Raw genomic sequence first — 23799 nt, 5'->3', positions numbered from 1 at the left:
CTCACTGACGTACATCATCCCGATAGTTGACAAGCCTCATTTATATTCCATTTAACTGCCTGTAATTTTGCTTTAAAATCGGTAAACATGGAACTCATTACTCATTATCATTACATCGCAGGAATTACCATAGCGCGCGTATTCATCGGATTTTTGTTCCTGTTTCAGGGGTATGATGCTCTTTTTAATATCGGATTGAAAGAGGTAACCAATACTTATCAGGCGCGGTTCCGTCTGAAAGGAATTCCGCGGTTGTTAACTGCACTTGCCGCCCTGTTTACATCCTGTTCAGCATTTATCTGCGGTGCTTTACTTGTTCCTGGTGTTTTTGAGACAATTGCTCTTTACCTATTGGGAATCAACCTCATCATTACCGGAATCGGATTCGGAATGAACGAACCGCTTTGGGATACGCGCCATGTATTTCCGCGCCTGGCCCTGGTTCTTCTCCTTTTACTGACTCCTGTGGAATGGCACAGCCTGTCATTGGATCATTTATTCTTTAAACTTTAAAAAATTGAATCATGAAAAAAATACTTGTACCGACAGATTTTTCCAAACTATCCGCCAATGCGTTGGATTATGCTGTTCAGCTGGCAAAAAAAACAGAAGCCGAGGTGCTATTGTTCCACGTTTATACCATTCCCGTGTTTCCGGAAGACCCGACACTGATCAGCACCGAACAGTACTTGCTGGAAGATGCTTTAGACAATTTGGAACAATTAAAAGAGTCTATTGAAGAATCGTACCCGGATCTGAAAATAAGTTATGCTGCCAAAGCAGGATTTCCTGTCGAACAAATAACCGACTATGCCCACAAACAGCACGTGGATATGATTATCATCGGTGCGCAGGGAGCAGGATATATCCAGGAACGGGTATTGGGCAATACTGCTTCAACCCTGATCAGGAAAGTGAAGGCACCTTTGATGATTATCGATAAACATGTCAGATTCAGAGAACCAAAAAAGATCGTTTTAGCCGTTGATTTTGCTGAAACAGACGATCAGATGGTTTTGGCACCGCTTAAAAAAATCGCTGCAAAATACCAGTCACACATTTGCATCCTCAATATATTCACCGAAGCCAATGTCATTCCTACATTCGGTGAAATTGCCGAAAGTTTCCGGCTCGAAAAGACATTAAAACACACGCATCATACCTTTTTTGAGGTTGAACACCCGGATGTCGTTCTGGGCATTAACAATTTTGTCAAAAAGCACAACATAGACCTGGTAACCATCATATCGCGAACGCATTCCCTGATCGGACGTCTTTTTCGCGAACCGTTGACAAAAGCAATGACTTTCCATAGTCTTGTACCACTATTGGTCCTTCACGAATAATTTACACCCCATGAAGTTAATTATCAACGATCAGCAAAGCATCGAACAGATACGTCATTCGTTTAATAACCAATTTCCTTTCCTGAAACTGGAATTTTTTTCGAAAAGGCATGAATCCGGCCAGGCCTCATCGCTTCAGTTTTTAATCCGGAAGGATGTTACGTTGAAAGAATGCCGTAAGGTGCATCACTCCGGTGAAATAATCATTACTCCGGACATGCGTGTGAGTGAACTGGAACAGCTTCTCTGGACAGACTTCGGATTGGGCGTTCAGGTGTTCCGTAAATCCGGGAACGTGTGGCTGGAAACCATTTTAACGGATACCTGGACCTTGGCAGAACAAAACGCCGAAGGAGAATTTCTCAGCAAAGGTATTGAACCGCAAGAGCCTGAGTACTACCAGGACCGGGATTGAAGAACATGTTGTTTAACCTTAAAAATAAAGTTATGAATTCAGTAAAAACATCGAAAGACGAAGAATTAACGGCTCCTAATTGGTCTGATTTTTTTGCAGACCGTGTTTTCTCGAACCGGTGGCCATTCCATAAAATGGAACTGTTTCCGGCAGTAAATATTAAAGAAAGTGATGACGCCTTTCACACGGAAATGGCAGTCCCGGGATTCTCAAAAAAGGATTTCAAGATTGATGTTGATGGATCTTATCTGACTATCAGCGCAGATAAAACCCGGGAAACCAATGAATCGAACGAACGGTATACCAAAAAAGAGTTCGAAAGCAAATCGTTTTCACGAACGTTTAATCTTCCTGAAAACGTAGATGCGGACAACATTGAAGCGACCTATCAGGAAGGCATACTTCAACTCATTATCCCTAAAAAGGAAAAACGCAAACCAACCCTTAAGAAAAAGATCCGACTTTCTTAAGTAGATGACTGCCCGGAAATTCCGGGCAGTCATTTTATTTTATTTCAAAACCTTATGCAATTTTTGCCCTTATTCATTATTCTTGCTCTGATTGCCGAAATCCTCGGTACAATCGGCGGTTTCGGGTCTTCCATGTTTTTCGTCCCGATTGCCGGTTATTTCTTCGATTTTCATTCCGTTCTCGGAATTACCGCACTTTTTCATCTGTCAAGCAATGTTTCAAAAATTGCACTTTTCAGAAAGGGGTTTGATAAGAAATTAGTCCTAACGATTGGAGTTCCGGCAGTTATTTTCGTCATCGCGGGAGCTTTTCTCAGTCGTTTTGTAAATACATCCCTGCTTCAGATCCTTTTATCCGTCTTCCTGATTCTTTTGAGCTTATTGCTCATGATTTACAAAAACCTGCACTTAAAGCCCACAACCACCAATTCGATTGCCGGAGGTGCTTTATCCGGAATAACGGCCGGCCTTCTGGGAACCGGGGGCGCGATTCGCGGACTCACTCTCGCCGCATTCAATCTCGATAAGAAACGTTTTATAGCCACTTCAGCCATCATAGATTTAGGAATTGACCTCAGCAGAAGTGTTGTTTATTTCTCAAACGGGTACATGCACAAACACGATTATTACCTCATCCCCATTTTATTAGTGGTTGGTATTACCGGAACTTTTATCGGGAAAAAACTGCTTACCCGTTTTTCAGAAAATCAATTCAAATACGTGGTCCTCATCCTGGTCTTCATAACGGGCATTGTTACGCTCATAAATGGGGTGAAGTAAATTCAGGAATAGCCTTTTAAATTCCGTCGCTTTGATATTTTCATTCCATTTGTTTATAAAACATAAATAGATTACGAACTTAAAATTGAAAATTAGTGTTTGATTTGTAGTATTATGAAATGATGTTTAGAGCCATTGAACACGCATACAACTCTGAAAATGGAGAACGATTTAGCATCTCGGAAAATACAAATTCCCAAATAGAGCGATTCTCACTTCGTGAACAAGTGCAACGAAAGAAACGGCATTTTGAATGTATTGAATGTGGACAATCGCTAACTTTAGCGGTAAGTAAAAAGGACTTTATTTACTTCAGGCATTTACCAAATTCGGAAGAATGCACACTTAAAAATGCCTCCTTGGAAGAAATTCGAATTTTCAATGAGTTTTACGCTTCAAAGGAAAGTCCAAGACATAAATTTCTGAAAAATGAAATTGGAAATAAGCTTAAAGATCATTCGGGAATCACCTCCGTTCAAATTGATGATAAATTCATAGTTAGGGGTAATGAAAAACGAAAACCCGATGTTTACTGTAAGTTCGGAAATAAAGAAATCGTTTTTGAAATTCAGTTATCTGATTTATCAATAAATTATTTAACATCTAGACATGAATTCTACAAGAAAAACGGCATATACCTTATTTGGATTCTGGACAAATTTGATCCTGAAAAGTCAACTCAATTAGTTCGAGATGTAAAGTATCTAAATGAGTATCAAAACTTCTTCAAACTGGATGAAAAATCCGAAACTTTTAAATTGCAGAGCAAATTCAAAGAATCTTATGTAACATCTTTTTTTACGATTCAAGATAAATGGGTTACAAAGTCGGTAACACTTGAAGAAGTAACTTTCAATGATTCAAACTACCAGGTTTTCTATTTGGATTATAAAGCGAATCGCAAACTGAATGAAGAAAAAGCCGAAGTTTTAAAAGAAGAAAAAAATCAGGCTGAGATAGCAGAAAAGCAAAGAATCTTAATTGAACAAGCTAACGCGACCGCTATCTCAATTAGAGAACAAATAAAGACTAGAAAGGAAAAAAACTCATTTCATTTTGATGACATTGCAGAAAGAATTTCAAACCTTTCTGACATTGAATTGAAAGTATTTAATGATAAACTCGATATTACCGGAAAACCTTCGTTTTCCAAATGGTTAAAGAATTCCAATAATTCACACTTTATCCTTTTTATTCTTGGATGCAAAGGAATTGACTTGGATGTTAACCTTAGTTTTGAAAATAAAACTCCGTTTCAAACTCTTCATGATAATTCAAACCTTTTTCATGAATCTATTATGAGAGAAATGTTCAAACGAGGATATAAACTAACAGATGATGACAAAAGGTTTATCAATGAGAAACAGTATTATCAAATGATTGTTTACGAAATCGCAGAAAGACTAGAGTTAGATTCTGATATAGATCAAATTTTCGAATCAAAAACAAATAAACTCATTTTTATCATTGAATCGATAAAACGAGGTCAAATATTAAAAAGTGGCTTTAAATCTGAAGATTGGTTAGCATTTGGGAATAACCTTGCCCAACATTACAATGATTATTGGGAGTATATAGAAAATGCCTTAACCTATTTCGGGATATGGAATAAAATCATTGAAATGGATAAAAAAGGTACTTTTCAGAACAAAGTTGAAATGCTAAAGTTCGACTTCCCAAAGCAGAAAACAGAATTTAAAAGATTGTTTGATAAAATCTACCCTGAACTGAAATAATTAAAACTATGGAACATACAATCTTAGCTTTCCTGAAATTTGGGAATCTCAAAAACATGACGGACTTATTCAATAACGGAACCATCTACATGAATCCGATTCAATACTTCCGAAAGATAGAAGACGCTGAATTAAGAGGGGATAAATATGAAGGAGCGAGTGGGATAATTAACTCCACATCCGGGAATTTTAAAATTCCCGGTATTGAACAAGAATTCAACTTTCAGCATCTTCATTTGATTGAATCGTACAAAGAAGTAGTTGGAAATATTTATTCGTTGTATAGTATCTCTTCTCATGGTTTTGCAAATCCATTAGGTTTTAAATTAGACCAACAAAACGAAAGATTTGGAACACATTGCGTGATGATCAAAGACAATGCTCATTTTCTTAAAAGAATCGAAGAGGAACTCAAAAAAAGAGAACTTCATTTTCACCATGGGTTTATCGAATACTACGATAAGAAAATCAAAAGTGGAAAAGTGACCCTTTTTGAAAAACCTAAAGAATTTGAATATCAAAAAGAGTTTAGATTCTACGTTGAACATACCGAGATAGAACCATTAGTTATTCAAATTGGTTCGTTGGAGAACTGTGCTCAATTAATTACAATGGAGGAAGCAATGTCGATTAGCCTGGGTAAAGGTGGGTGATGCTTCCGTTTTTATTGCACTCCTCCATATCCTTTAAATCCCTTATTTCCGTTTCCTATTCGTCTTTCGAATATTCTCAACATATATTTGATATCCCTTAAGGTCTCGTCTTAAAGCAATGCCTTCTTTTGTTTTTTCTAAAATCTTCTTCGGAGCATCGATGTAATTATTGAACACGTCTATTCCGGTAATATTTTGAAAACCTTTATACTTTGTTTTCCGATAACTTAACTTAAATCCACTGTCAGTTACAATTTCAAGCAACGTTTGTAGATGCTCTTTAAAGCATTGTGCCGAAGAAAAAGTTAAGTCATCAACATACCTTGTGTAGGTTATCCCATTTCTATTACAAAACTCGATTAATCTAAAGTCAGTTTCTAAGAACACAATATTAGATACATGAGTACTGGTCGGAGTCCCCTGTGGAAGCTCATACTTCCAAGTTGTGAATTTAGTAAGCCAATGACCGTAGTGATTCGAATAACCCAATTTCAAAAACGTGTCAAAAACTCTTTCGTATTTAATACTTGGATAGAAATCTTGAAGATCGGTTGTAAATTGAAACTTCTTACCTTGATGGGGTTTCGCATTTGTAATATTGCTTCTCTTCTTTACACCTCCATGAATGTTAGATGGCATAGAAATCGGAACCAATATTCTTTCTTTAATTGCTCGTTGGATAACTTTAAGTTCTTTCAAAGAAGGTCGAATGATTCGTTTTTTCACCGTACCATCTTTGTACTTCTTATTTTCACCTGTAACCTTATCTTTCTTAATTTCTTGCCATTCCTTATAATAAGAATCAAGGTTTGAAGAGATCTCAGAAACCAACTCCTTTTTAATACCAATGTTATGACAGAACTTTTTGAATTCTGACTTTTCAAACTCCGAAGAAATCACTTATCAATGCTTTTACTTTTGGACCAATATTTTCAAACTGTTCTTTTTTCTCAACAGGTACATCTTCAGAATCAATTGACATAAAAAAAAGAACCGGCAATGGAATATCCAATTCGTCGCTGATCACTTTTAACGTAGATAAATTAGGCTCTTTCTTATTCCCCTCTATTTGAGAAAGGTAAGTTTGAGTTATACCACAAGCTTTGGCAAACTCTTCTTGAGTCTGCCTCTTTTGCTTTCTATTATTTTTAATTACAGTTCCTAAATCCATGACTTGAAAAATTTAAGGAGTGCTCGGGTTAGTGACATACATTGACTTTCCGAATCCATGATTAAGAAAAATAACGAGCAAATAACTCTACGATTTTCTGAACCTCTTTACGAAGCTCTTTATTCGTCTTACCTTTCTTGTTTCTTAGGATTTGAAGCTTTTTCAATGCTTCATTCAAGATTAATAAATCTTGATCCGAGAGAGAACACTGGTTCTCAATGATAACTTGCAGACATGCAATCAAGCTATCGATGTTTTGAGTTTGACTAACTCTTCCCATAACTTATAGATTATTTATTATTGAGCATTATTGCCCTGCATTACAGCAATATCTACTCGGAAGAATTAGGTCGCATAATCCAAATGCGTAAACAATGTTCTCATACACTCACTTAAAATTCCTGCATTAAATGACTTTAAAAGGATAAAGCATTAACGCTAAGCGCAATTATATTCATGTAGTCCAGTATCGCTATAGACTTTCGCCGTGTTAGGGGAAGAAGATAGGAAGGACGCGTTATGAATGTTTTCTTTCCGCTAAAAACCCACAAGGGTTGCCAATTGGCTATAAGTTGAACTTCATCTAGAAATTTGACCTCAAAACATTTTCAAAGAACGATAGGACAAAGATATAGAAATATTACTCATGGTTAATAAATGAATTTTCTGAACTTACCAACATTTTGAGGTGGTTATCAACAAAAACAACCTGTTTCAACATTTAAAACCTCTAACACCTCCATTTCCCTCTCTACCTAAACTCAGTGATGAATTGATAATTAAAATCAATCTAAGTCACCATAATTCTTTTTGAACAACTTCATTCGTTCATCATCAAAAGGATTAAGAAGCGTTTTAGCAATATTAATATTCCCTTTCCGTAAGGAACTATCATCTAATCCTAAAGAGTGTCCCCGGAAACTGTACACTTGTTCTATCGTAGGATTTCCCCATTCATCAACTCCTTCGAAATATTCTGCTATGCCACAAGTTCTAAAATTATGGTTATCAAATAATCCAGCTTGAATATTTCCTCCGACTGTAATTATTGAAGTATCTCGAATTACTTCTCGCAATGCATGAAAGGGCGTATATTCAGAATTAGATGCTTCTCGATCTAATATTGTTTGACAAGCTCTCTTTGCATTATTGTCACCAATAATGAAAGGGGTTTCATTAATTTCAACTTCTTCCTTAACAAATTCAATTTCTCTATTTTCATTTTGTTGAGGAAAAAAATGATAAAATCTAGGTATTGTTTCTTCAGGACAAAAACCTCCAATAAGAATCGAAGATCCACCATCTACCCGATGAATTTCTATCATCTTCCTTGAGACGTCTTGATAAATCTCAAACGCAATATCAGTTAAGTTTTCAATAGAAAAATCAGAGATTCCTTCAGCACCTTGAATATTTTCTAATACTTCGCCAAACGTATCAGCTAATAAACTTCCATTTAGATAACTACCAGTAAAACACATACCGAAATTCCCATAATGTAAAAGCTTCTCGGATTCCGCAGGATTTGAGCTATTTGAAGTCCCAATGATCTTAACCTTAATAGAGAATATTTTTGTAGCTGAATTCGATGCTGTCATTTCACCGTTTTTCAATCTTGAATCAGAAGCAAAAACTATATCATTTCCTTGCTTCCAAGCTAAACAAAGAGTCATAAAATATCAATTGATCGTGATATTCTGAATTCTCTTTTCTAAGTCTTCTAACTCTACTTGAGTGAGTTTGCCATCTGTTCTCTCTATCCTATCTAGAACCTCAATAGGAAGTGTATCATCGGGTAACTTTCTTAGAATTCTCTCAATAGTATCATCTGTTACTTTTTGACGGTAGTATAGTCCTTTCAATTTCTTGAAAATTTCTAACAAAACATCTTTCTCTTCAGTTGTCATAGCAGGGTTAAATTTTTGAATTTAATCTAAGTTAATAAAAAATTAGAATTTCAAATTTAAACCAGAATCACCCCCGCAAAAACCGCAGGGGTTCTTTTCGGGGTGATAAAACAACGGATTTAAAGGATTTAGAGGATTTCCCGGAGGAACTAGATAAAAGACAAAATCCCCAAGACATTGATACATCTTGAGGATTTCTAAGCTTACAGCCATATAAGCTATTTTCTTTTAACGTTTGTAGCGGTCTGGACGGGACTCGAACCCGCGACCCCATGCGTGACAGGCATGTATTCTAACCAACTGAACTACCAAACCAATTTTCTTGTTTTTTCAAACTCAGGCAACAGCCTGATTCAGAAATTGTGTAATGCTTTACGTTAAAAGCGTTGCAAAGATACACTCAATTTTCATTTCCGCAAGGAAAATTTGAAAAAAAAGTCAATTTTATTTTACCAAAACCCCGTTACTGTTAGAAATCAGCAAATTAATTTTAAATATCCGGGACATAAACTTTTCATGAATTTCGTGTTTTTGGATGGAACGTTACTATACTTTATAGTTAATAGAATGTGTTGCTACGCTTCTACTCCATCATTTTTGCCTGTTTACCCTTCTTTTCATTCTGTTGTTTTCTTAAAAAATGATAAAATAATATCTACCATGGTAATTATTTCAAAAGTTGTTGTATCTTTGCTTCATCAAACAATCCAAAAAGGAGAAACAAAACATGAAAACAATCTTCCACTCAGAAAACTCAAGAGGTCATGCCAACCATGGTTGGTTGAATGCGAAACATTCATTTAGCTTCGCTTCCTGGTACAACCCGGAAAGAGTTCACTTCGGTACGTTACGTGTATTGAATGACGATACCGTTTCACCGGGAATGGGATTTGGAACACACCCTCACGACAACATGGAGATCATCACGATCCCGTTGGAAGGAGCAATCGCACATAAAGATTCGATGGGAAACAGTGCAACCATTACAGCCGGGGAAATCCAGGTAATGAGTGCAGGAACAGGAGTACAACACTCGGAATTTAATCCGAACGAGGATAAAGACCTGAAATTATTCCAGATCTGGTTGTTCCCGAATAAACGCAACGTGGAACCGCGCTACGATCAGCAAAAGATCGCAGTAGACGACCATTTGAATGAATTCGTACAAATCCTTTCACCGGATAAAGACGATGCAGGAGTTTGGATCCACCAGGATGCCTGGTTCAACATGGGAAAATTCACCGAAGATAAAACCGTGACTTACGAATTGAAAAATCCAAAGAACGGGGTTTACGTGATGCAGGTCGAAGGAAGTTCGGTAATCGACGGACAGCAATTAAATCGTCGGGATGCATTAGGAATTGTAGACACTTCCTCCGTAACTTTGCACATAACCAAAGGATCTACCGTTTTATTAATGGAAGTTCCGATGGAAGTGAAATTGTAACAGAGTCCCGGCTATAAATGCCGGGATCTAAAACCGAAGAAATGAAAAATGCGTTAGCATGGCGTTACGCCACACAGAAATACGATCCGACGAAGAAAATCAGTCCGGAAGATATGCAGGAAATCCTGGAAGCCATTAACAGTGCTCCCACTTCCTACGGATTACAGCCTTTCAAACTGATTCACGTGAAGTCTCCGGAACTGCGTGTACAATTGAGAGCGGCATCTTATGATCAATCGCCTCTTACGGACGCTTCAGACGTGGTTGTGTTTACCGTAAACAAAAATGTAGAAGATCAGCACATCGATTCATACATGCAGCGCATTTCAGACATTCGTGAAGTGGACCGCGAAAAACTGAACCGCTTCCAGCAAAATATTGTCGGGGTATTGTCCAATCTGAGTTCAACGGAGCTCATCGCATGGAATACCAAGCAGGCATATATCGGTTTGGGATTCGGTTTGGTGATGGCCGCACATTTGGGAATTGACAGCACTCCGATGGAAGGCTTTCAGAAAGACAAATACGACGAAATCTTAGGTTTGACGGATGACCATTCGGTACTGGTCCTGACCTTCGGTTACCGCTCGGATGAAGATCACACCCAGCACCACAAAAAAGTCCGCAAGACTTTGGAACAGTTAGTAACAGTAAAATAGACATCAGGACATTAAGACTTCAGGATATCAAGACTTAACATTTTGAACTTTTAAACCTTTTGAACAACTAAAAACAAACAAATAATAATTAAAATTCAATCAAAATGAGTACAACTAAATGGACAATTGACCCTTCTCACAGTGAAGTAGGATTTAGCGTAAAACACATGATGTTTACAAAAGTAACCGGAACTTTCGACGCGGTAAACGCAACAGTTGAAGCAGAAGACGGTTTTAAGAACGCAGTTATCGAAGCAACAATCGATACAGCTTCCGTAAATACAAGAAACGAGCAGCGTGACGGACACTTGAAGAGTGCAGATTTCTTCGACGTGGATAATCACCCGCAAATTACCTTCAAAGCAGAACTTCCTGAATTGAAATCAGGCAAGATCGAAGGTGAGTTCCAATTACACGGAATCACGAAGCGTATTCCATTGGAAATCGAATTCCACGGAGAAGGAAAAGATCCATGGGGAAATGAAAAAGCAGCTTTCAGCTTTGAATCATCCATCAACCGCAAAGATTTCGGTTTGACCTGGAACTCCGCTTTGGAAACAGGTGGTGTATTGGTTGGAGAAGACGTAAAATTGCGTGGAGAAATCCAATTGGTAAAAGCATAAGAAAAAAACAACGATAAGGAAGGGCCGCGATGTATCGCGGCCCTTTTTTGTGGTAACAAATTCATTGAATATTAGGTACGATTAATCAAACTTGATGTGTCCATACTTGCCAAATAATAATCAGGTAACAATTCAAGCTTCAAACTTGAATATTCACTATGTGTTCTATGGATACAAATTCAATATCTATTTTTTTTAATATTGTTTGGGCACGCAAAACGCTACGTCCCAACAACAAAAAGCGGCCACTCTTTCGAATGACCGCTTTTCTTTTCAAATAAACGACTGATTAGTTCTTCACGATTCTTTCGATGGAAGTACCTGAATCTGTTTTAATTCTCAATGTGTAAACACCTCTTTCGTAAGCGCTAAGATTAATTTGATCTCCGGACTTAATCTGAGTTGTCTGAACCAATTTTCCTTGAGCATCCATTACTTCAACAACAGCTGAAGAAGCGTCCATGGTCACGAATACTACATCGTGAGTCGGGTTCGGATGAACTTCAATCGTAGAGATTGCATGTTCCTTGATTCCAACATTTGTAATGTTCACACAGTTCGATGTATCCGAACAAGTTCCGTTTGATACGATTACTGCATACGAACCGTTTGCCGTTGCAGCAAAAGTTTGTGCTGTTGCACCCGCAATCGGTGTATTTGTTGTACAGTTGATCCACTGGTAAGTTGTACCTGCAGAAGCCGTAGCAGTCGCATTACCGTTATCTGTAGCCGTTGCAACAAACGTTGTAATTGTCAGGTTCAAAGTCACCACCGAATCACATCCTGCAGCATTGGTAATTGTATCGTTATACATACCGGAAGCAGTGTAAGTCATTCCGTTCTGTGCCCACGTATAAGAAGGGCTACATGTTGAAACGGTGAACACAGAAGATGTCGGAGTATTGATCGTCAGGTTCAATGTAATCACTGAATCACAACCCGAAGCATTCGGGATCGTATCCGTGTACGCACCTGAAGCAGTATACGTCATTCCGTTTTGTGCCCATGTATAAGAAGAACATGCCGTTGCAGAAACAGAAGATGTCGTAGGCTGGATAATCGTTAAATTCAATGTAATGATCGAATCACAACCATTTGCAGCTGCATTTGGCAATGTAGCCGTGTAGGCACCGGAAGTTGTATAAGTAATTCCGTTCTCAGCCCAGGTATACGAAGTACATTCCGTTATGGTAACAGATGATGTTGCAGGCTGAAGGATGGTAAGATCCAAAGTAACAACAGAGTCACAACCATTGGAGTTACCACCTACGATTGTAAACGTTGCCGTGTTATTGGAAGAAGTATAGGTTACTCCATCAATCCATGTGTAGGAAACACACGCCGTTTGAACATCCGTTCCGGTTGTAGCGTTGTTAATTGTCAAGTTCAACGTAACAATCGAGTCACAACCATTGGAGTTACCACCTGCAATAGTAAATGTTGCCGTGTTGTTGGATGCAGTATAAGTTACACCGTCAATCCAGGTATAAGAACCACATGCTGACTGAACATCCGTTCCTGTAGTCGGGTTGTTTATTGTCAGGTTCAAGGTAATCACTGAATCACAACCGGCAGCATTCGTAATTGTTGCTGTATGCGTACCTGAAGTAGTATACGTTTGACCGTTAATTGGCCAGGTATAGCTGCTACAAGCCGACTGGTTAACCGTTGCAGATGTACTGTTATTAATTGTCAGGTTCAAAGTAATCACTGAATCACAACCTGCAGCGTTCGGAATAGTTGCTGTATGTGTACCTGAAGTCGTATACGTAGCTCCGTTGATCGGCCATGTATACGTGTCACAAGCTGTTTGGGTAACTGTTGCAGATGTACTGTTCTTGATAGTCAGGTTCAAAGTAATTACTGAGTCACAACCTGCAGCGTTCATAATTGTTGCCGTATGTGTACCTGAAGTCGTATACGTAGCTCCGTTGATCGGCCATGTATACGTGTCACAAGCTGTTTGGGCAACCGTTGCACTTGTCGGTTGGTTTACGGTAACAGCAACAGAGCTTGAAGCCGAACAACCGTAGCTATTTGACACCGTAACCGTGTAATTAGTACTCACAGTTGGAGCCACACCGGTTGGGTTCTGAGCCGTAGAAGTAAACCCGGCAGGAGAAGATGTCCAGCTGTAAGTTGGAGCAGCCGGCTGCAATCCTGACACAACCACGTTATCGATAACCCAGTAGTAACCGTAGGTTGTCACATAATTGAATCGGATCTTCAAATTCGCCTGATTCAGGTAAGATGCCAATGAAATATTCTCATTTGCAGGAACCTGAGCATTGGAAGTATTTACTCCCTGATTTCCAAGTGTCAGATAATCTTTTAGAGTTGCCCAGGTTGAACCTCCGTTAGTAGAGATTTCAAGACGCACAAGACTATCTCCTGAACTCCATTTCTGGTAAAGGTTCTCAAATGTAAGGTTCGCACTGGTTAATCCAACCGTACTGAACGAAGGAGAAACCAACGTTGTTCTTACTTTATTCCCCGAACCGGTCAAATCTGCATTCGACATAGCAAAACCACCACCGTTTGCAGTAGCGAAATTAGAGAAATAAGTAGTGTAAGAATATGGAGGTGTTTGAATAACAAACCCAGCTGTTGCAGGAGCAGTTCCTGAAACAGTAGTTGCCCATGTTCCGAATCCGGAGTTAAAGTTCTGCGTAAGAGCCGTAACCGGAACGTTTGCAGAATTGGATGTTGCCGAACTGCTTAAGTTAACTGTTTCACCGTTACAGATAGAAGCATCATTTACACTTGCAACCACAGAAGTCGGAACAGGGTTCACAACAATTGCATAAGTTGCTGTAGTAACACATCCGTTATTAGCTCCGCCACTAGCGTCTGTTGCGGTAACCGTGTAAGTGGTGTTAGCCGTTGGAGAAGCCGTTACAGTAGCTCCTGTTCCCAAACCACCAGACCAGGTGTAAGTATAGTTCGGATCGTTCGTACTTGAAGCAGTTAATGCCGTTGAACCTCCGTTACAGATTGTTGCAGTACCTGAAACGCTAATTGCAGGCGGAGTTGTAACAGTTGCTGTTACGGCAGTTCTCGTACCCGAGCACGTTCCGTTACTTTCAGAAACATAGAATGTAGTTGTTGCTGAAATCGAATATGCACTCAGGGAAGATCCTGTTTGACCCGAAATAGCCGTACCACCTGTAGGAACAAGGTACCATGAGAACGTATTTCCAGGGGTTCCGCTTCCGGTAACCGATACCGTTGTATTCCCTGTTCCACACTGAGTAGCGTTGTTAGCTACCGGTGCAGCCGGCGCAGGGTTAATCGTTACAGCCGGTGTTGTTGACGTAGCCGAACAACCCGTTGCCGGATTCGTTACAGTGACAGTAAACGCCTGGTTCATTGCAGAACCACTTGTATTTGTAATAGAAGTAGTTGCAACCGGAGTATTTAAACCTGTTCCCGGTGACCACAACCAGTTATAGTTGGAATTGTAGTTCATAGTAAACGCAATCAACGGACGGTTTGCATAAGTTGTTCCACCGCCTGTTGCAGAACATGCACCCGCACTACCCAATAAATTCGCGTTTGAAACCACAGACGGTGTTGTTGCAGAAAGTGTAGAAGAACTACCTGTTACTGAAATGTTGTAACAAATATCCACTAAGATATTAGATGTTCCATCCCATACAAATGGTGTAGAGAACGTATGTGTATTATTACCACTAATAGCAGTATAAGTTGCCGCAGAATATACAGTAGTAAATGTTCCGGTTGCAAAAGTTCCTGTCAAAGGACCTGCTGTTGCAACGTTAGCCAATTTAATCGTATAATTATTTGCACTACCGCTACCCGCACTCGACACATTAAATGTAAGTGATGTAATGCTACCTGCAGCAAATCCTGCAGCAGTCATCTCAGCAGCTGTATACAACAACTGATGTCTGAAATCACCAATACCGTATCCGTTTCTGTAGACACCACCACCAAATTCAGTAGTTGTTGAAGTACCTAAGGTTGCAGATGTTGCATTGGAAGAAGAGATGTTTCCTGTTAGCGTAATCGTATTTCCGCTACAAACTGTAGCCGGAGTAGCAGTTGCACTGGCAATCGCAGGAAGCGCATTCACCACCACTGTTGCCGTTGCAGATGCAGCACATCCACCATCTACAGCACTTACCGTATATGTAAATGAACCGGCAGCTGTCGGAGTTACAGAAACAGTAGCTCCTGCAAGTGGCGTTTGAGCACCACTTCCTGCTGTTGCACTTTGTGTAGAGTAAGTGTAGTTTTGGAGTGGTGTTCCGCTGATGTTAGCAGCAGTCAATGTAAATGAACCACCCAAACAGATAGCAGAAACAGATGGAGTCAAAGAAACCTGATCCGGAGTAGATACGTTTACCGTAACCGGCGTTCTTGTACTTTCACAACCTGTAGTTGTATTCAATTCGCTTACATAGAATGTAGTTGTTGCAGCAACCGTAGAAGTATACGTCGTTGAAGTACTTGTCTGCAAAGCTGACCCTCCTGTAGAAGCAGCATACCACTTAAATGTTGGAGTTGGCAAACCACTTGTAGAGCTTACACTCGCAGTAGGAACCTGAACACCACATTGTGCACTGTTTGTTGCTGTCGGTGCAGCAGGAAGAGGATTTACAGTAACTGATACTGTTGGAGCAGGTGAAAAGATACAACCCGCAGCTGTAATTGTTGCTGTATAAGTTGTAGTTGCAGTTGGAGAAACAGACAATGGGTTTGTCGTTCCAACAGTAGCAACTCCATCCGACCAGGAAACAGAACTAATTGTCTGAATTTTATTACCTGTAAGTGTAAAGGTAGGACGCGTACTTGTTGTTGTATTGGAATTGGTTCCCATACAAGCCTGACCTGAAGATACCGCAGGCAACAAACAAGCTGCAGAAGCATTATCAGCATAAATCGCCAGGGAAGAAGTAAATGCAACAGCCGGATCAGTTGTTACCGTTGAACTTGTTCCTCCTGTATTGACATTTGTATAAGTAATCGAAATAACAACATTCGATACACCATCCCAGTTAAATGGAGTGGAGAACGTATAAGTATTTGTTCCTGCCACTAATGCCTGAGCAGCATTTGAATAAACCTGGGTAAGTCCGCTTACGATTGCAGTATTAGTTACAGCAGCATTCTGAGCGGTATGTCCCATATTGATTGAGAACGAATTCATCGGAGTAGTTCCCAAACTTGTAATATTCAGGGATAATGCAGTAATGTTTCCAGCTACAAGCCCCATTGCAGTCAATTCAGACGCACGGTAGATATACTGTGTTTTCACACCTCCATATCCGTGATAAAAAGGAGAAATCCCTGCTGATGACGAAGTTCCCGAACCGGTTCCTGTAACAACTGTCCCTGGTTTAATCAGAGTAGCAGTTAGAGTTGTTGGCGAAGAAGCACAAACCGTAGTTGAAGATGCCGAAGCACTTGCCGTAGCACCCAACAAAGGCTCATCCGAATAAGTTGTTCCGATATAAGATCCGTTCAATCCAACGGAATTTGTAGCCACAACTCCCCATGCAATAGTAGCATTGGCCGGAACCGCCGCCGGAATGGTAGCTGTCCAGGTTGATCCGCTAACATTAGTCATCGCAATTGGACTTTGTGCTGCACCGTTAAGCGTATAAGTAACATTAGCTCCGGTAATAGTTCCTGAAGCAGTTGTTATGTTCACCGATACTACACGAGCAGAAGCCGTACACTGAGCTGTTGTCGGAGGTGTAACCGAATTCAAAGTAATAACAGGTGTTGGTGTAACTCCCGTAAATTCATAAGCCCCAAGGTCAGGACTACTTGGTCTGGTTGCTCCTGTGTAATCAGTAGTAATACCAGAAATAGTTGCTGCACCACTCTCAACCTGCGTTGTGATACCGGCAACAGGACGAAGAAAATCAGAACTTGAACCGGTTAAGCTGATAAAGAAGTTACCTGCTGTTCCGTACCCGGAAGCTGCAAAAGGAGATTCGCCACCGAAAGAATTCACATCACGTGGTGCTACTACTCCCTGGTAACCTAAAATGGTTTGTTGCGGCGTAGTACCGTCTGTGAAAATCAAATTCGCTGCTGAAGCAACTCCCGCATAAAGCATGTTACGGTTTGAAGTAGATGCATAATTTGCAAATCCGGTTCCGGATCTTCTGTATGCAACAGTTAAACCGGTTCCGTTATGGCCAGACTCATTGATGATGATGTTATTTCTCATATCAAGAGCCGCTGTAGTTGCTGTTCCGCTTACTGTATGGAAAATTCCTGTTGTACCGAAGTTAGTTCCGGCAGAAGTCGCATTCAGATAAATGGTATTGTAATATACGTTTATACCGGAAGATGATGTTGAAGAAGTAATGTTAATTCCTCTGATCGCATCTGCAACAGAAGCATTCGGTGCTGTTAAACCACTAATCAGGTTATTCGCAATAGTCGTAGAAGTTCCACCGGCAATTAATACACCACTTACTAATCCTGCAGAACTCAAATTCTGAAGATTGAAGAATTTATTATTGGATAAATTCAAAGATGTACCACCTGTAGCGTTTACTCCATTGATTGCTACCGCTCCGGTTCCTGCCACGGTAGTCAAAGCAGAAAACTCATTATTTCTAACGGTATTCGTACCTGTAGCAAGCAACATCCCGTTAATCACAGGTGTTGATGTACCCCCTGCTGTAGAAGCAATGTGGATGACATTTGAATTCAACGTCCCCGTACTTCCAACCTGGATATTAATTCCGGAAAGTGTGGAACCTGTACCCGAAGAAGTCAGACCGATTGTATTGTTTAAGTAATTAATGATCGCTGCACCCGTATTCGACAAAATACCGTTTACAGAAGCTCCGGAAGTAATTGTAATGTTATTCCCTTTGACATTACTGTTGGTGGCATATCCGATACCAATTCCGGTAACGGTTGCAGTTGATGCACCATTAATGACGATTGTGTTGTTGTTAATGTTTTTTGTTCCACCTGCAGACGGACCACCATAAGACTGAATAGCAGTAACAGTGGAAGACCCTGTGATACCGGTAAACGTAATGTTATTTAATGAAATGGTATCTGCAACTTCAGAAGGAGAAGTTGATGTAAAAGCAAAGTAGCTTGTTCCCGCTGCAGTTCTGTTTACATTGATGGTATTGGATTTCACGTTAAACAATGCCGTAACGGTTGCATCCTGATTAACTCCTTTAACAACACCAGTTGTACGCACATTCAAACCTGAGTTATTTAGCGTATTCCCGGTTACGTTGATTGTTCCCGATGCAGCATTTACATCAATGTATGTAATATCACCGCTTCCGTAACTTCCCGTTCCGGTTGGAGCAGCCTGGTTTACGTTAATCGTGTTACCGGTAACATTTACAGTTGTACCGGCTCCGGCAGCATTCACCCCCAACAAAGTACTTGTTAAAGATCCTGCGGAAGTACTTTGATTGATAGTGATCGTATTCGTTGAGATCGTACTTGTAGCAGAAGTATAACTTGCACGGATAGCAGTAATATTAGCAGAAGCCGCCGCAGAAACGTTCTGATTGATCGTAATGCTGTTGTTGCTTGCGACTATTGTTCCGGTACTTAAACCAGAACCGAAGTCAAGACCTGTCACCGCTGTTGTACCAACAGTCGTAAGGTTAAATGTATTGTTACTTACAGTTGATGTATACGTAACTCCTGTAGCAGCCGCATTTTGGTTATAACCAAAAATAGCGCGTGTCAGACCTGAATTTGTCGTTACAGTGTTAAAACGCGTAGAATTACCATGTCCATTACGGAAATTGATACCTATAGCCTGAGCTCCGGAAAAACGCGTAAATCCTAAATCTCCTGCAGTGTTGTTTCCAAACGTGATCGTATTACCCGTTGCAGCTGAGCTACCACCGATATCGTTACCTGTCTCGAAAAGAGTTGCTGTAATAGGTTCACAAATAAAATAAACCCCATAAGCTACGCTGGAAATGGTATTTCCATAAACCTTGTTGTTTGAGTTTGTTCCTGAAACAGCTGTTGGAATCAATGCTGAATTCGTAGAGGAAGAAGAAGAAGTTGCGAATATTCCTATCGCATTCTGATAAGTTGCTCCTAAGGTAATCGTGTTTCCGATAAAGGAGTTATTCTGAGATCCATTCGTTGCTGATGCCATAAACATAGCAATACCGAATTCCGTCATTGTGTTACTTGCAACAGTTGCAACAGTGTTCGCTGCATTTTCCCGCAAGTCCAATCCTGCGATCGTCACATAATCAGATCCGATCAATTCAAAAACCGCATCATGCACCGAACCCACAACATGAGATGCTGAAGCCGTAATTATTGGAAGCGGCGCTCCGCCTGTTCCCTGGATGATAATCGGATTTGCTACAGTTCCTGTAGCGGTAATTGTAAACCCTCCTGCAGGTGCCGTTTCCGTATAACCCGAAGGAATGTTTAAGGTAACACCACCGGCACCAATGCCGTTTGTGTTGATGTCGGTGACAAAGTCTGCAATCGTAGCGTAATCAGTAGGAATAGCTTTTACTCCCGAGACCTGCCCGAACAAACTCCCCGAACCAAAGACCCAAAGTGCGAAGCACATCAGGAGCCTTGAAAAATTCATGGTACTGTTTTTCAACATAATCTATAATTTAAGTAACACTGCAAAAATGTTACTATCCTGCTTACAAACAAAATCGCGTCAACTATTGACAAGCTAATATTTGATATGATAAACCGATTTAGTAAATTTCACAGAAACTTAATAAATAGTTAAATACAAGTAAAAACAGGGTGAACTGACTTAAAACAAGGGTAAATCAAAAAGTTAAAGGATGTTAATTATTTAACGTAATAATTTAAAACAATTTATCAACATGCCAAAAACCACCGTTTCAAAAAGCCTTAAAACGTTAACCTTCCGATTTTTTTGTTGAATTTTGATACGTCAATTTTAAAAAAATGTTTTTTCACAAAGATGTTAAATAATAGTTTACAATATGAACTATATTCTTGCACTTTCAACGAATAAGGTATCTGTTCAAAAGAGACGAACAACCTTCGTAAGCCCTCTGGAATCGGTGAATTGAACAATTTGAACCTGGCCCGTTCTGGGCATCATTACCGGATTCCCATTTTGCAACTTTTTCTCAGTAAGCAATTTTCCGTCGACACTGAAAATCCGGATAAAAAACTCAGTTTCTTCACTATTCAATTCGATAAACTTTTCACCGGTTTTTATCGTTAATTGATCAAAAATTGCATCCGTCAATTCCAGAGGACCTACCTGCACCTGAATCGAAAAAGTATCTGAATTGCAAACCGAAGAAGCAATCAACTGAACGGTATATGTCCCGTCTGAATCGAATGTGTGCTCGGCATCTTCGGTGGAAGCTCCCTGGTTGTCACCAAAATTCCAGGAATAAGCCGTGGCCCGTGAGCTTTCGTTGGCCAATTCAATGGTCGATCCGTTCTGTATCATCGAGAAATAAGCTTGTGTCGGTTCATTAACCGGGTGCAGGTGAAAATGATCCAGGGAATCCAGTACCACAGTTGCGGCGGCATTTTGCAAAATCCCGGCCGTTGCAGCAGGCAATCCTCCATAATATACAGATCCAACCGGACTTTGCCTGAAAAGGGCCGCATAAAAAGTACAGGCAGCTAAATAAGTTCCTTCAGCAGATGGATGCGACTGATCTGCATTGTATAAATTAATCGACGGATGATTTTGCCGGACATATGCCCAAACCCTTCCCACGGGAGAAATCATTGCACGATCACTGGAATCGGCTAGGCGCATATATGCATTATACAAACGCGTATTCATTTTATCAAACGTATTGATTTCCGACCATTGCGGATCGCCGTTCTGCCTTCCCCAGGTCATATAATACATCACATTGCTGCAGAAATTATTCGCCCAAATACTATCCGACAGCTTCAGGGCATAAGGTAAGGTCTGAGCATTCACCTGGGCATCGGAAAAACTCGGTTCCTGGCTTTGTCCCTGGATCACTACCACATCCCAGGGTTTGGAATGGATTTTTGTATAGGTCAACGGATCATTCGTATGGTTTTGAAACGTATAGCCGCCGTTCGTTTTAGAATCAACCGTAATCTCTTTTCCCAAACTGCCTGCAAGCGTACTGACCATACCCGGAAGATCATTGTAATAGGTATAACTGTTTCCGATAAATAACACGGAAATTGAATCCTGAGCATGAACAATTGTATTTACAAATGAAAAACAAAAGAAAACCAGAAGAATTTTTTTCATATTAGTACGTTTTTATTTCTAAACGGCAATCTGCTTGGAAGTTGCTTTTAGTTTTGGTTTAATTTACAATAACTATTGTAGCCTAAAAATATGAAAAAATGTTACATGATGCTGATCGGATTACTGATAAGCGCATTTCCGGTACTTTCACAAACTTATCTGGGATTCGAATACAATCCGAATATCCCGGTTAAGGACGGAACCAGAACGCTAAAGAATCCATGGGCCGGCGGAATTAACTACGGCCAGTTCTCTACGATAGATTACAATTTCGACGGCCTGGACGACCTGGTCATTTTTGACCGCAGTGCCGATGAATTCATCCTGATGAAACATACTGTCAACGCATCTGTTCATGGCTATGAATACATCTATAAAGGATACGAGCAATTTCCGGCTGACTGTAAGTACCGGGCAGCTTTCGTGGATTATGATTCGGACGGGAGAAAAGACCTTTTTACCTATGGCCTGGGAGGCGTAAAAGTTTACCGCAACATCGGAAATACGTCCATCGGCTTACAATGGCAGTTGATTACGGATAATCTTCAAACAGATTATGCGGGCGATATTTCCAATCTGTACGTGAGTGCGAGCGATATTCCGGCATATGTGGATGTGGATTTCGACGGAGACATTGATGTGCTGACTTTTCACATCGGCGGACAAAATTTGCTGTATCACCAGAACCAGAGCATGGAGCTATACGGAATCCCGGACTCACTGATCTTTGTAATGAAAAATCAGTGCTGGGGAAAATTCAGCGAAGATGCAAACAGCAACGATCTCTTCCTGAATGAAACTGCTTATCCGTGTACAAACGGCGATGTTCCGAATCCGCTGAGACCGGCAAAGCCGGGAAAAGAAACGGAAGAAGACGAAAGCATTACGCGTCACTCCGGATCTACTCTACTAGCAATCGATGTCAATAACAACGGAGTAATGGACCTGATCCTGGGCGATGTTTCCTACCCGGGAATTACCTTATTGATGAACGGCGGAACCGCGCCAAACACCAACTCCGCCATGATCAGCCAAACTCACGATTATCCCTCTGCCGCCAATCCCGGATTCATGCAACTTTTCCCGGCTATTTATTGGGAAGACGTGGATTTCGATGGAAAGAAAGATTTAATCATCGCTCCCAATGCCCGGACAGTTTCCGAAAACCAGAACAGCGTGCAATTTTTCAAAAATACCGGCACAAACGCCCTTCCGAATTTCGTTTTCCAGGAAAACAACTTCCTGCAGAAAGACATGATTGAAAACGGCCTGGGAAGTATTCCGGTATTGGTGGATGAAAACGGCGACGGATTGAAAGATCTGCTGGTAGCCACTTTGATACGTTACAAACCGACTTTGGCTTTGGAATCCGCATTCCAATTGTACCGCAACACCGGAACGGCTTCCAACCCGGAATTCACCCTAATAAACAATGACTATTTGGGGCTTTCGACACTTGGTCTGGGATTAAGATCTGTTCCAACTTTCGGGGATCTGGACGGTGATGGCGACCAGGATCTGATCATCGGAAGAGAAAACGGAACTTTGCTGCGTTATACCAATAACGCCGGCCCGGGAAACAACCTGAATTTCGGACCGTCTGTTTCTCTGACAGACAATACCGGAACAGCAATTAATGTGTTGTCTTATGCATTCCCGCAACTTTTCGACCTGAATAAGGATGGATTGCTGGACTTGATCGTAGGAAAAAAGACCGGGGAAATCTCTTATTATCAAAATACAGGAACAAGCTCCAATCCTATTTTCACGCTGATAACCTCCAATTTGGGACAAGTGGACATCTCTTCCTCGCCCGACGGTTACGCAGCCCCGCATTTCTTCCGGGAAAATGATACGACTCATTTATTTGTAGGTGCTTATAACGGAAAGATGAATTATTACCGGAACATCGACGGGCATTTAACGGACGGTGATACATTCAGTTTGTATTCGGACACATATTTGAATATGGACGTTGGCCTTTACAGCAGCTTTTTTGTGAATGACATTGATGGAAACGGCTTCCTGAACTTATTTGTCGGGCAGGATTTGGGAGGTTTATTCCTTTTCGAAGCGGATCCGTTGAGTACATCTTCTGTGCACGAATGGAAAATCGAATCGAACCTGGTCCTTTATCCGAATCCGGGAAATCAATTGGTACAGGTCCTTTCAAAAAAAGGTTCCTCTGATCTGAAACTGATTGGGGTATATAATAACCTGGGACAAAAGCAAGCGGTGGAGCTTTCCGGGATGACAATAGATGTGAGTAATTTGAGTAATGGTTCCTATTTCTTTGTGCTTGAAACAAATGGGAAAATCGAGCATTTGAGTTTTGTTAAAAACTAACTCCTA

At 40.4% G+C, this 23799-nt stretch carries 18 protein-coding genes and 1 tRNA gene; 11 read left to right on the top strand and 8 right to left on the bottom strand.

The genetic code is table 11. The features are described from left to right. Positions 1-87: 87 nt before the first annotated feature. From ABDW02_RS00650 to ABDW02_RS00620, 7 genes are all read left to right on the top strand, one after another. The gene (locus tag ABDW02_RS00650; protein WP_343631113.1) at positions 88-513 is read left to right on the top strand and encodes a hypothetical protein; all 426 of its coding nucleotides are present in this window, start codon (positions 88-90) and stop codon (positions 511-513) included. A gap of 11 nt (positions 514-524) precedes the next feature. Further along, positions 525-1346, top strand: a complete 822-nt coding sequence (locus ABDW02_RS00645) for a universal stress protein (protein WP_343631111.1) — start codon at positions 525-527, stop codon at positions 1344-1346. A gap of 10 nt (positions 1347-1356) precedes the next feature. Further along, positions 1357-1761, top strand: coding sequence for a hypothetical protein (locus ABDW02_RS00640; protein ID WP_343631110.1), 405 nt, complete (start codon positions 1357-1359; stop codon positions 1759-1761). A gap of 32 nt (positions 1762-1793) precedes the next feature. Next, on the top strand, positions 1794-2231 hold the full coding sequence (locus ABDW02_RS00635) for an Hsp20/alpha crystallin family protein (protein ID WP_343631109.1): 438 nt from the start codon (positions 1794-1796) through the stop codon (positions 2229-2231). A 54-nt stretch (positions 2232-2285) separates the two neighbouring features. Then, a complete protein-coding gene (locus tag ABDW02_RS00630) occupies positions 2286-3011 on the top strand; it encodes a sulfite exporter TauE/SafE family protein (RefSeq protein WP_343631107.1) in 726 nt (241 codons plus the stop codon). A 122-nt stretch (positions 3012-3133) separates the two neighbouring features. Continuing rightward, on the top strand, positions 3134-4747 hold the full coding sequence (locus ABDW02_RS00625; RefSeq protein ID WP_343631105.1) for a DUF6035 family protein: 1614 nt from the start codon (positions 3134-3136) through the stop codon (positions 4745-4747). Positions 4748-4755: 8 nt separating this feature from the next. Beyond that, on the top strand, positions 4756-5400 hold the full coding sequence (locus ABDW02_RS00620; protein WP_343631103.1) for a hypothetical protein: 645 nt from the start codon (positions 4756-4758) through the stop codon (positions 5398-5400). A 42-nt stretch (positions 5401-5442) separates the two neighbouring features. On the opposite strand, the gene ABDW02_RS00615 is transcribed toward ABDW02_RS00620, so the two are convergent. From ABDW02_RS00615 to ABDW02_RS00590, 6 genes are all read right to left on the bottom strand, one after another. Beyond that, positions 5443-6300 carry a reverse transcriptase family protein gene (locus ABDW02_RS00615; protein WP_343631101.1) on the bottom strand — a complete coding sequence of 286 codons (858 nt, stop codon included), beginning with the start codon at positions 6298-6300 and terminating at the stop codon, positions 5443-5445. Continuing rightward, entirely contained in the window at positions 6281-6571 is a 291-nt protein-coding gene (locus ABDW02_RS00610) for a helix-turn-helix transcriptional regulator (protein ID WP_343631099.1), read from the bottom strand. Before ABDW02_RS00610 ends, ABDW02_RS00615 begins: the two co-directional genes overlap by 20 nt. 61 nt (positions 6572-6632) lie before the next feature. Further along, positions 6633-6851 (bottom strand): hypothetical protein, encoded by a 219-nt coding sequence (locus ABDW02_RS00605; RefSeq protein ID WP_343631098.1) that lies wholly within the window; start codon positions 6849-6851, stop codon positions 6633-6635. A 505-nt stretch (positions 6852-7356) separates the two neighbouring features. After that, on the bottom strand, positions 7357-8244 hold the full coding sequence (locus ABDW02_RS00600; protein ID WP_343631096.1) for a hypothetical protein: 888 nt from the start codon (positions 8242-8244) through the stop codon (positions 7357-7359). A 6-nt stretch (positions 8245-8250) separates the two neighbouring features. Further along, positions 8251-8478 (bottom strand): hypothetical protein, encoded by a 228-nt coding sequence (locus ABDW02_RS00595; protein ID WP_343631095.1) that lies wholly within the window; start codon positions 8476-8478, stop codon positions 8251-8253. Positions 8479-8719: 241 nt separating this feature from the next. Continuing rightward, positions 8720-8793 (bottom strand) — tRNA-Asp (locus ABDW02_RS00590). A gap of 412 nt (positions 8794-9205) precedes the next feature. Between ABDW02_RS00590 and ABDW02_RS00585 the strand changes: the two genes are divergently transcribed. The 3 genes from ABDW02_RS00585 (at position 9206) to ABDW02_RS00575 (ending at position 11207) form a co-directional block, all read left to right on the top strand. Next, positions 9206-9925: a pirin family protein gene (locus ABDW02_RS00585; RefSeq protein WP_343631094.1), complete on the top strand. Its 720-nt coding sequence runs from the start codon at positions 9206-9208 to the stop codon at positions 9923-9925. Between the two features lie 41 nt (positions 9926-9966). Further along, positions 9967-10584 carry an NAD(P)H-dependent oxidoreductase gene (locus ABDW02_RS00580; protein WP_343631093.1) on the top strand — a complete coding sequence of 206 codons (618 nt, stop codon included), beginning with the start codon at positions 9967-9969 and terminating at the stop codon, positions 10582-10584. A gap of 104 nt (positions 10585-10688) precedes the next feature. Next, on the top strand, positions 10689-11207 hold the full coding sequence (locus ABDW02_RS00575; RefSeq protein WP_343631091.1) for a YceI family protein: 519 nt from the start codon (positions 10689-10691) through the stop codon (positions 11205-11207). Positions 11208-11496: 289 nt separating this feature from the next. Here ABDW02_RS00575 and ABDW02_RS00570 read toward each other — a convergent pair whose 3' ends face one another. Both ABDW02_RS00570 and ABDW02_RS00565 read right to left on the bottom strand, forming a co-directional pair. Further along, positions 11497-19794: a T9SS type A sorting domain-containing protein gene (locus tag ABDW02_RS00570; RefSeq protein WP_343631089.1), complete on the bottom strand. Its 8298-nt coding sequence runs from the start codon at positions 19792-19794 to the stop codon at positions 11497-11499. Positions 19795-20211: 417 nt separating this feature from the next. Then, positions 20212-21447, bottom strand: a complete 1236-nt coding sequence (locus tag ABDW02_RS00565) for a PKD domain-containing protein (protein WP_343631087.1) — start codon at positions 21445-21447, stop codon at positions 20212-20214. Between the two features lie 90 nt (positions 21448-21537). Here ABDW02_RS00565 and ABDW02_RS00560 point away from each other — a divergent pair, with 90 nt between their 5' ends. Beyond that, complete coding sequence (locus tag ABDW02_RS00560) at positions 21538-23793, top strand: T9SS type A sorting domain-containing protein (protein WP_343631085.1); 2256 nt, start codon at positions 21538-21540, stop codon at positions 23791-23793. Positions 23794-23799 lie beyond the last annotated feature (6 nt).

Source organism: Fluviicola sp. (genome assembly GCF_039596395.1).
GTDB lineage: Bacteria > Bacteroidota > Bacteroidia > Flavobacteriales_D > Crocinitomicaceae > Fluviicola.
Note: the sequence above shows the minus strand (reverse complement) of the source record. Positions and strands in the feature narration are given on the sequence as shown.

Excerpts from the sequence above, each read along its gene's own strand:
- ABDW02_RS00650 (WP_343631113.1), top strand. The coding sequence starts at position 88 with ATGGAACTCATTACTCATTATCATTACATCGCAGGAATTACCATAGCG.
- ABDW02_RS00645 (WP_343631111.1), top strand. The coding sequence starts at position 525 with ATGAAAAAAATACTTGTACCGACAGATTTTTCCAAACTATCCGCCAAT.
- ABDW02_RS00640 (WP_343631110.1), top strand. The coding sequence starts at position 1,357 with ATGAAGTTAATTATCAACGATCAGCAAAGCATCGAACAGATACGTCAT.
- ABDW02_RS00635 (WP_343631109.1), top strand. The coding sequence starts at position 1,794 with ATGAATTCAGTAAAAACATCGAAAGACGAAGAATTAACGGCTCCTAAT.
- ABDW02_RS00630 (WP_343631107.1), top strand. The coding sequence starts at position 2,286 with ATGCAATTTTTGCCCTTATTCATTATTCTTGCTCTGATTGCCGAAATC.
- ABDW02_RS00625 (WP_343631105.1), top strand. The coding sequence starts at position 3,134 with ATGTTTAGAGCCATTGAACACGCATACAACTCTGAAAATGGAGAACGA.
- ABDW02_RS00620 (WP_343631103.1), top strand. The coding sequence starts at position 4,756 with ATGGAACATACAATCTTAGCTTTCCTGAAATTTGGGAATCTCAAAAAC.
- ABDW02_RS00610 (WP_343631099.1), bottom strand. The coding sequence starts at position 6,571 with ATGGATTTAGGAACTGTAATTAAAAATAATAGAAAGCAAAAGAGGCAG.
- ABDW02_RS00605 (WP_343631098.1), bottom strand. The coding sequence starts at position 6,851 with ATGGGAAGAGTTAGTCAAACTCAAAACATCGATAGCTTGATTGCATGT.
- ABDW02_RS00600 (WP_343631096.1), bottom strand. The coding sequence starts at position 8,244 with ATGACTCTTTGTTTAGCTTGGAAGCAAGGAAATGATATAGTTTTTGCT.
- ABDW02_RS00595 (WP_343631095.1), bottom strand. The coding sequence starts at position 8,478 with ATGACAACTGAAGAGAAAGATGTTTTGTTAGAAATTTTCAAGAAATTG.
- ABDW02_RS00585 (WP_343631094.1), top strand. The coding sequence starts at position 9,206 with ATGAAAACAATCTTCCACTCAGAAAACTCAAGAGGTCATGCCAACCAT.
- ABDW02_RS00580 (WP_343631093.1), top strand. The coding sequence starts at position 9,967 with ATGAAAAATGCGTTAGCATGGCGTTACGCCACACAGAAATACGATCCG.
- ABDW02_RS00575 (WP_343631091.1), top strand. The coding sequence starts at position 10,689 with ATGAGTACAACTAAATGGACAATTGACCCTTCTCACAGTGAAGTAGGA.
- ABDW02_RS00570 (WP_343631089.1), bottom strand. The coding sequence starts at position 19,794 with ATGAATTTTTCAAGGCTCCTGATGTGCTTCGCACTTTGGGTCTTTGGT.
- ABDW02_RS00565 (WP_343631087.1), bottom strand. The coding sequence starts at position 21,447 with ATGAAAAAAATTCTTCTGGTTTTCTTTTGTTTTTCATTTGTAAATACA.
- ABDW02_RS00560 (WP_343631085.1), top strand. The coding sequence starts at position 21,538 with ATGAAAAAATGTTACATGATGCTGATCGGATTACTGATAAGCGCATTT.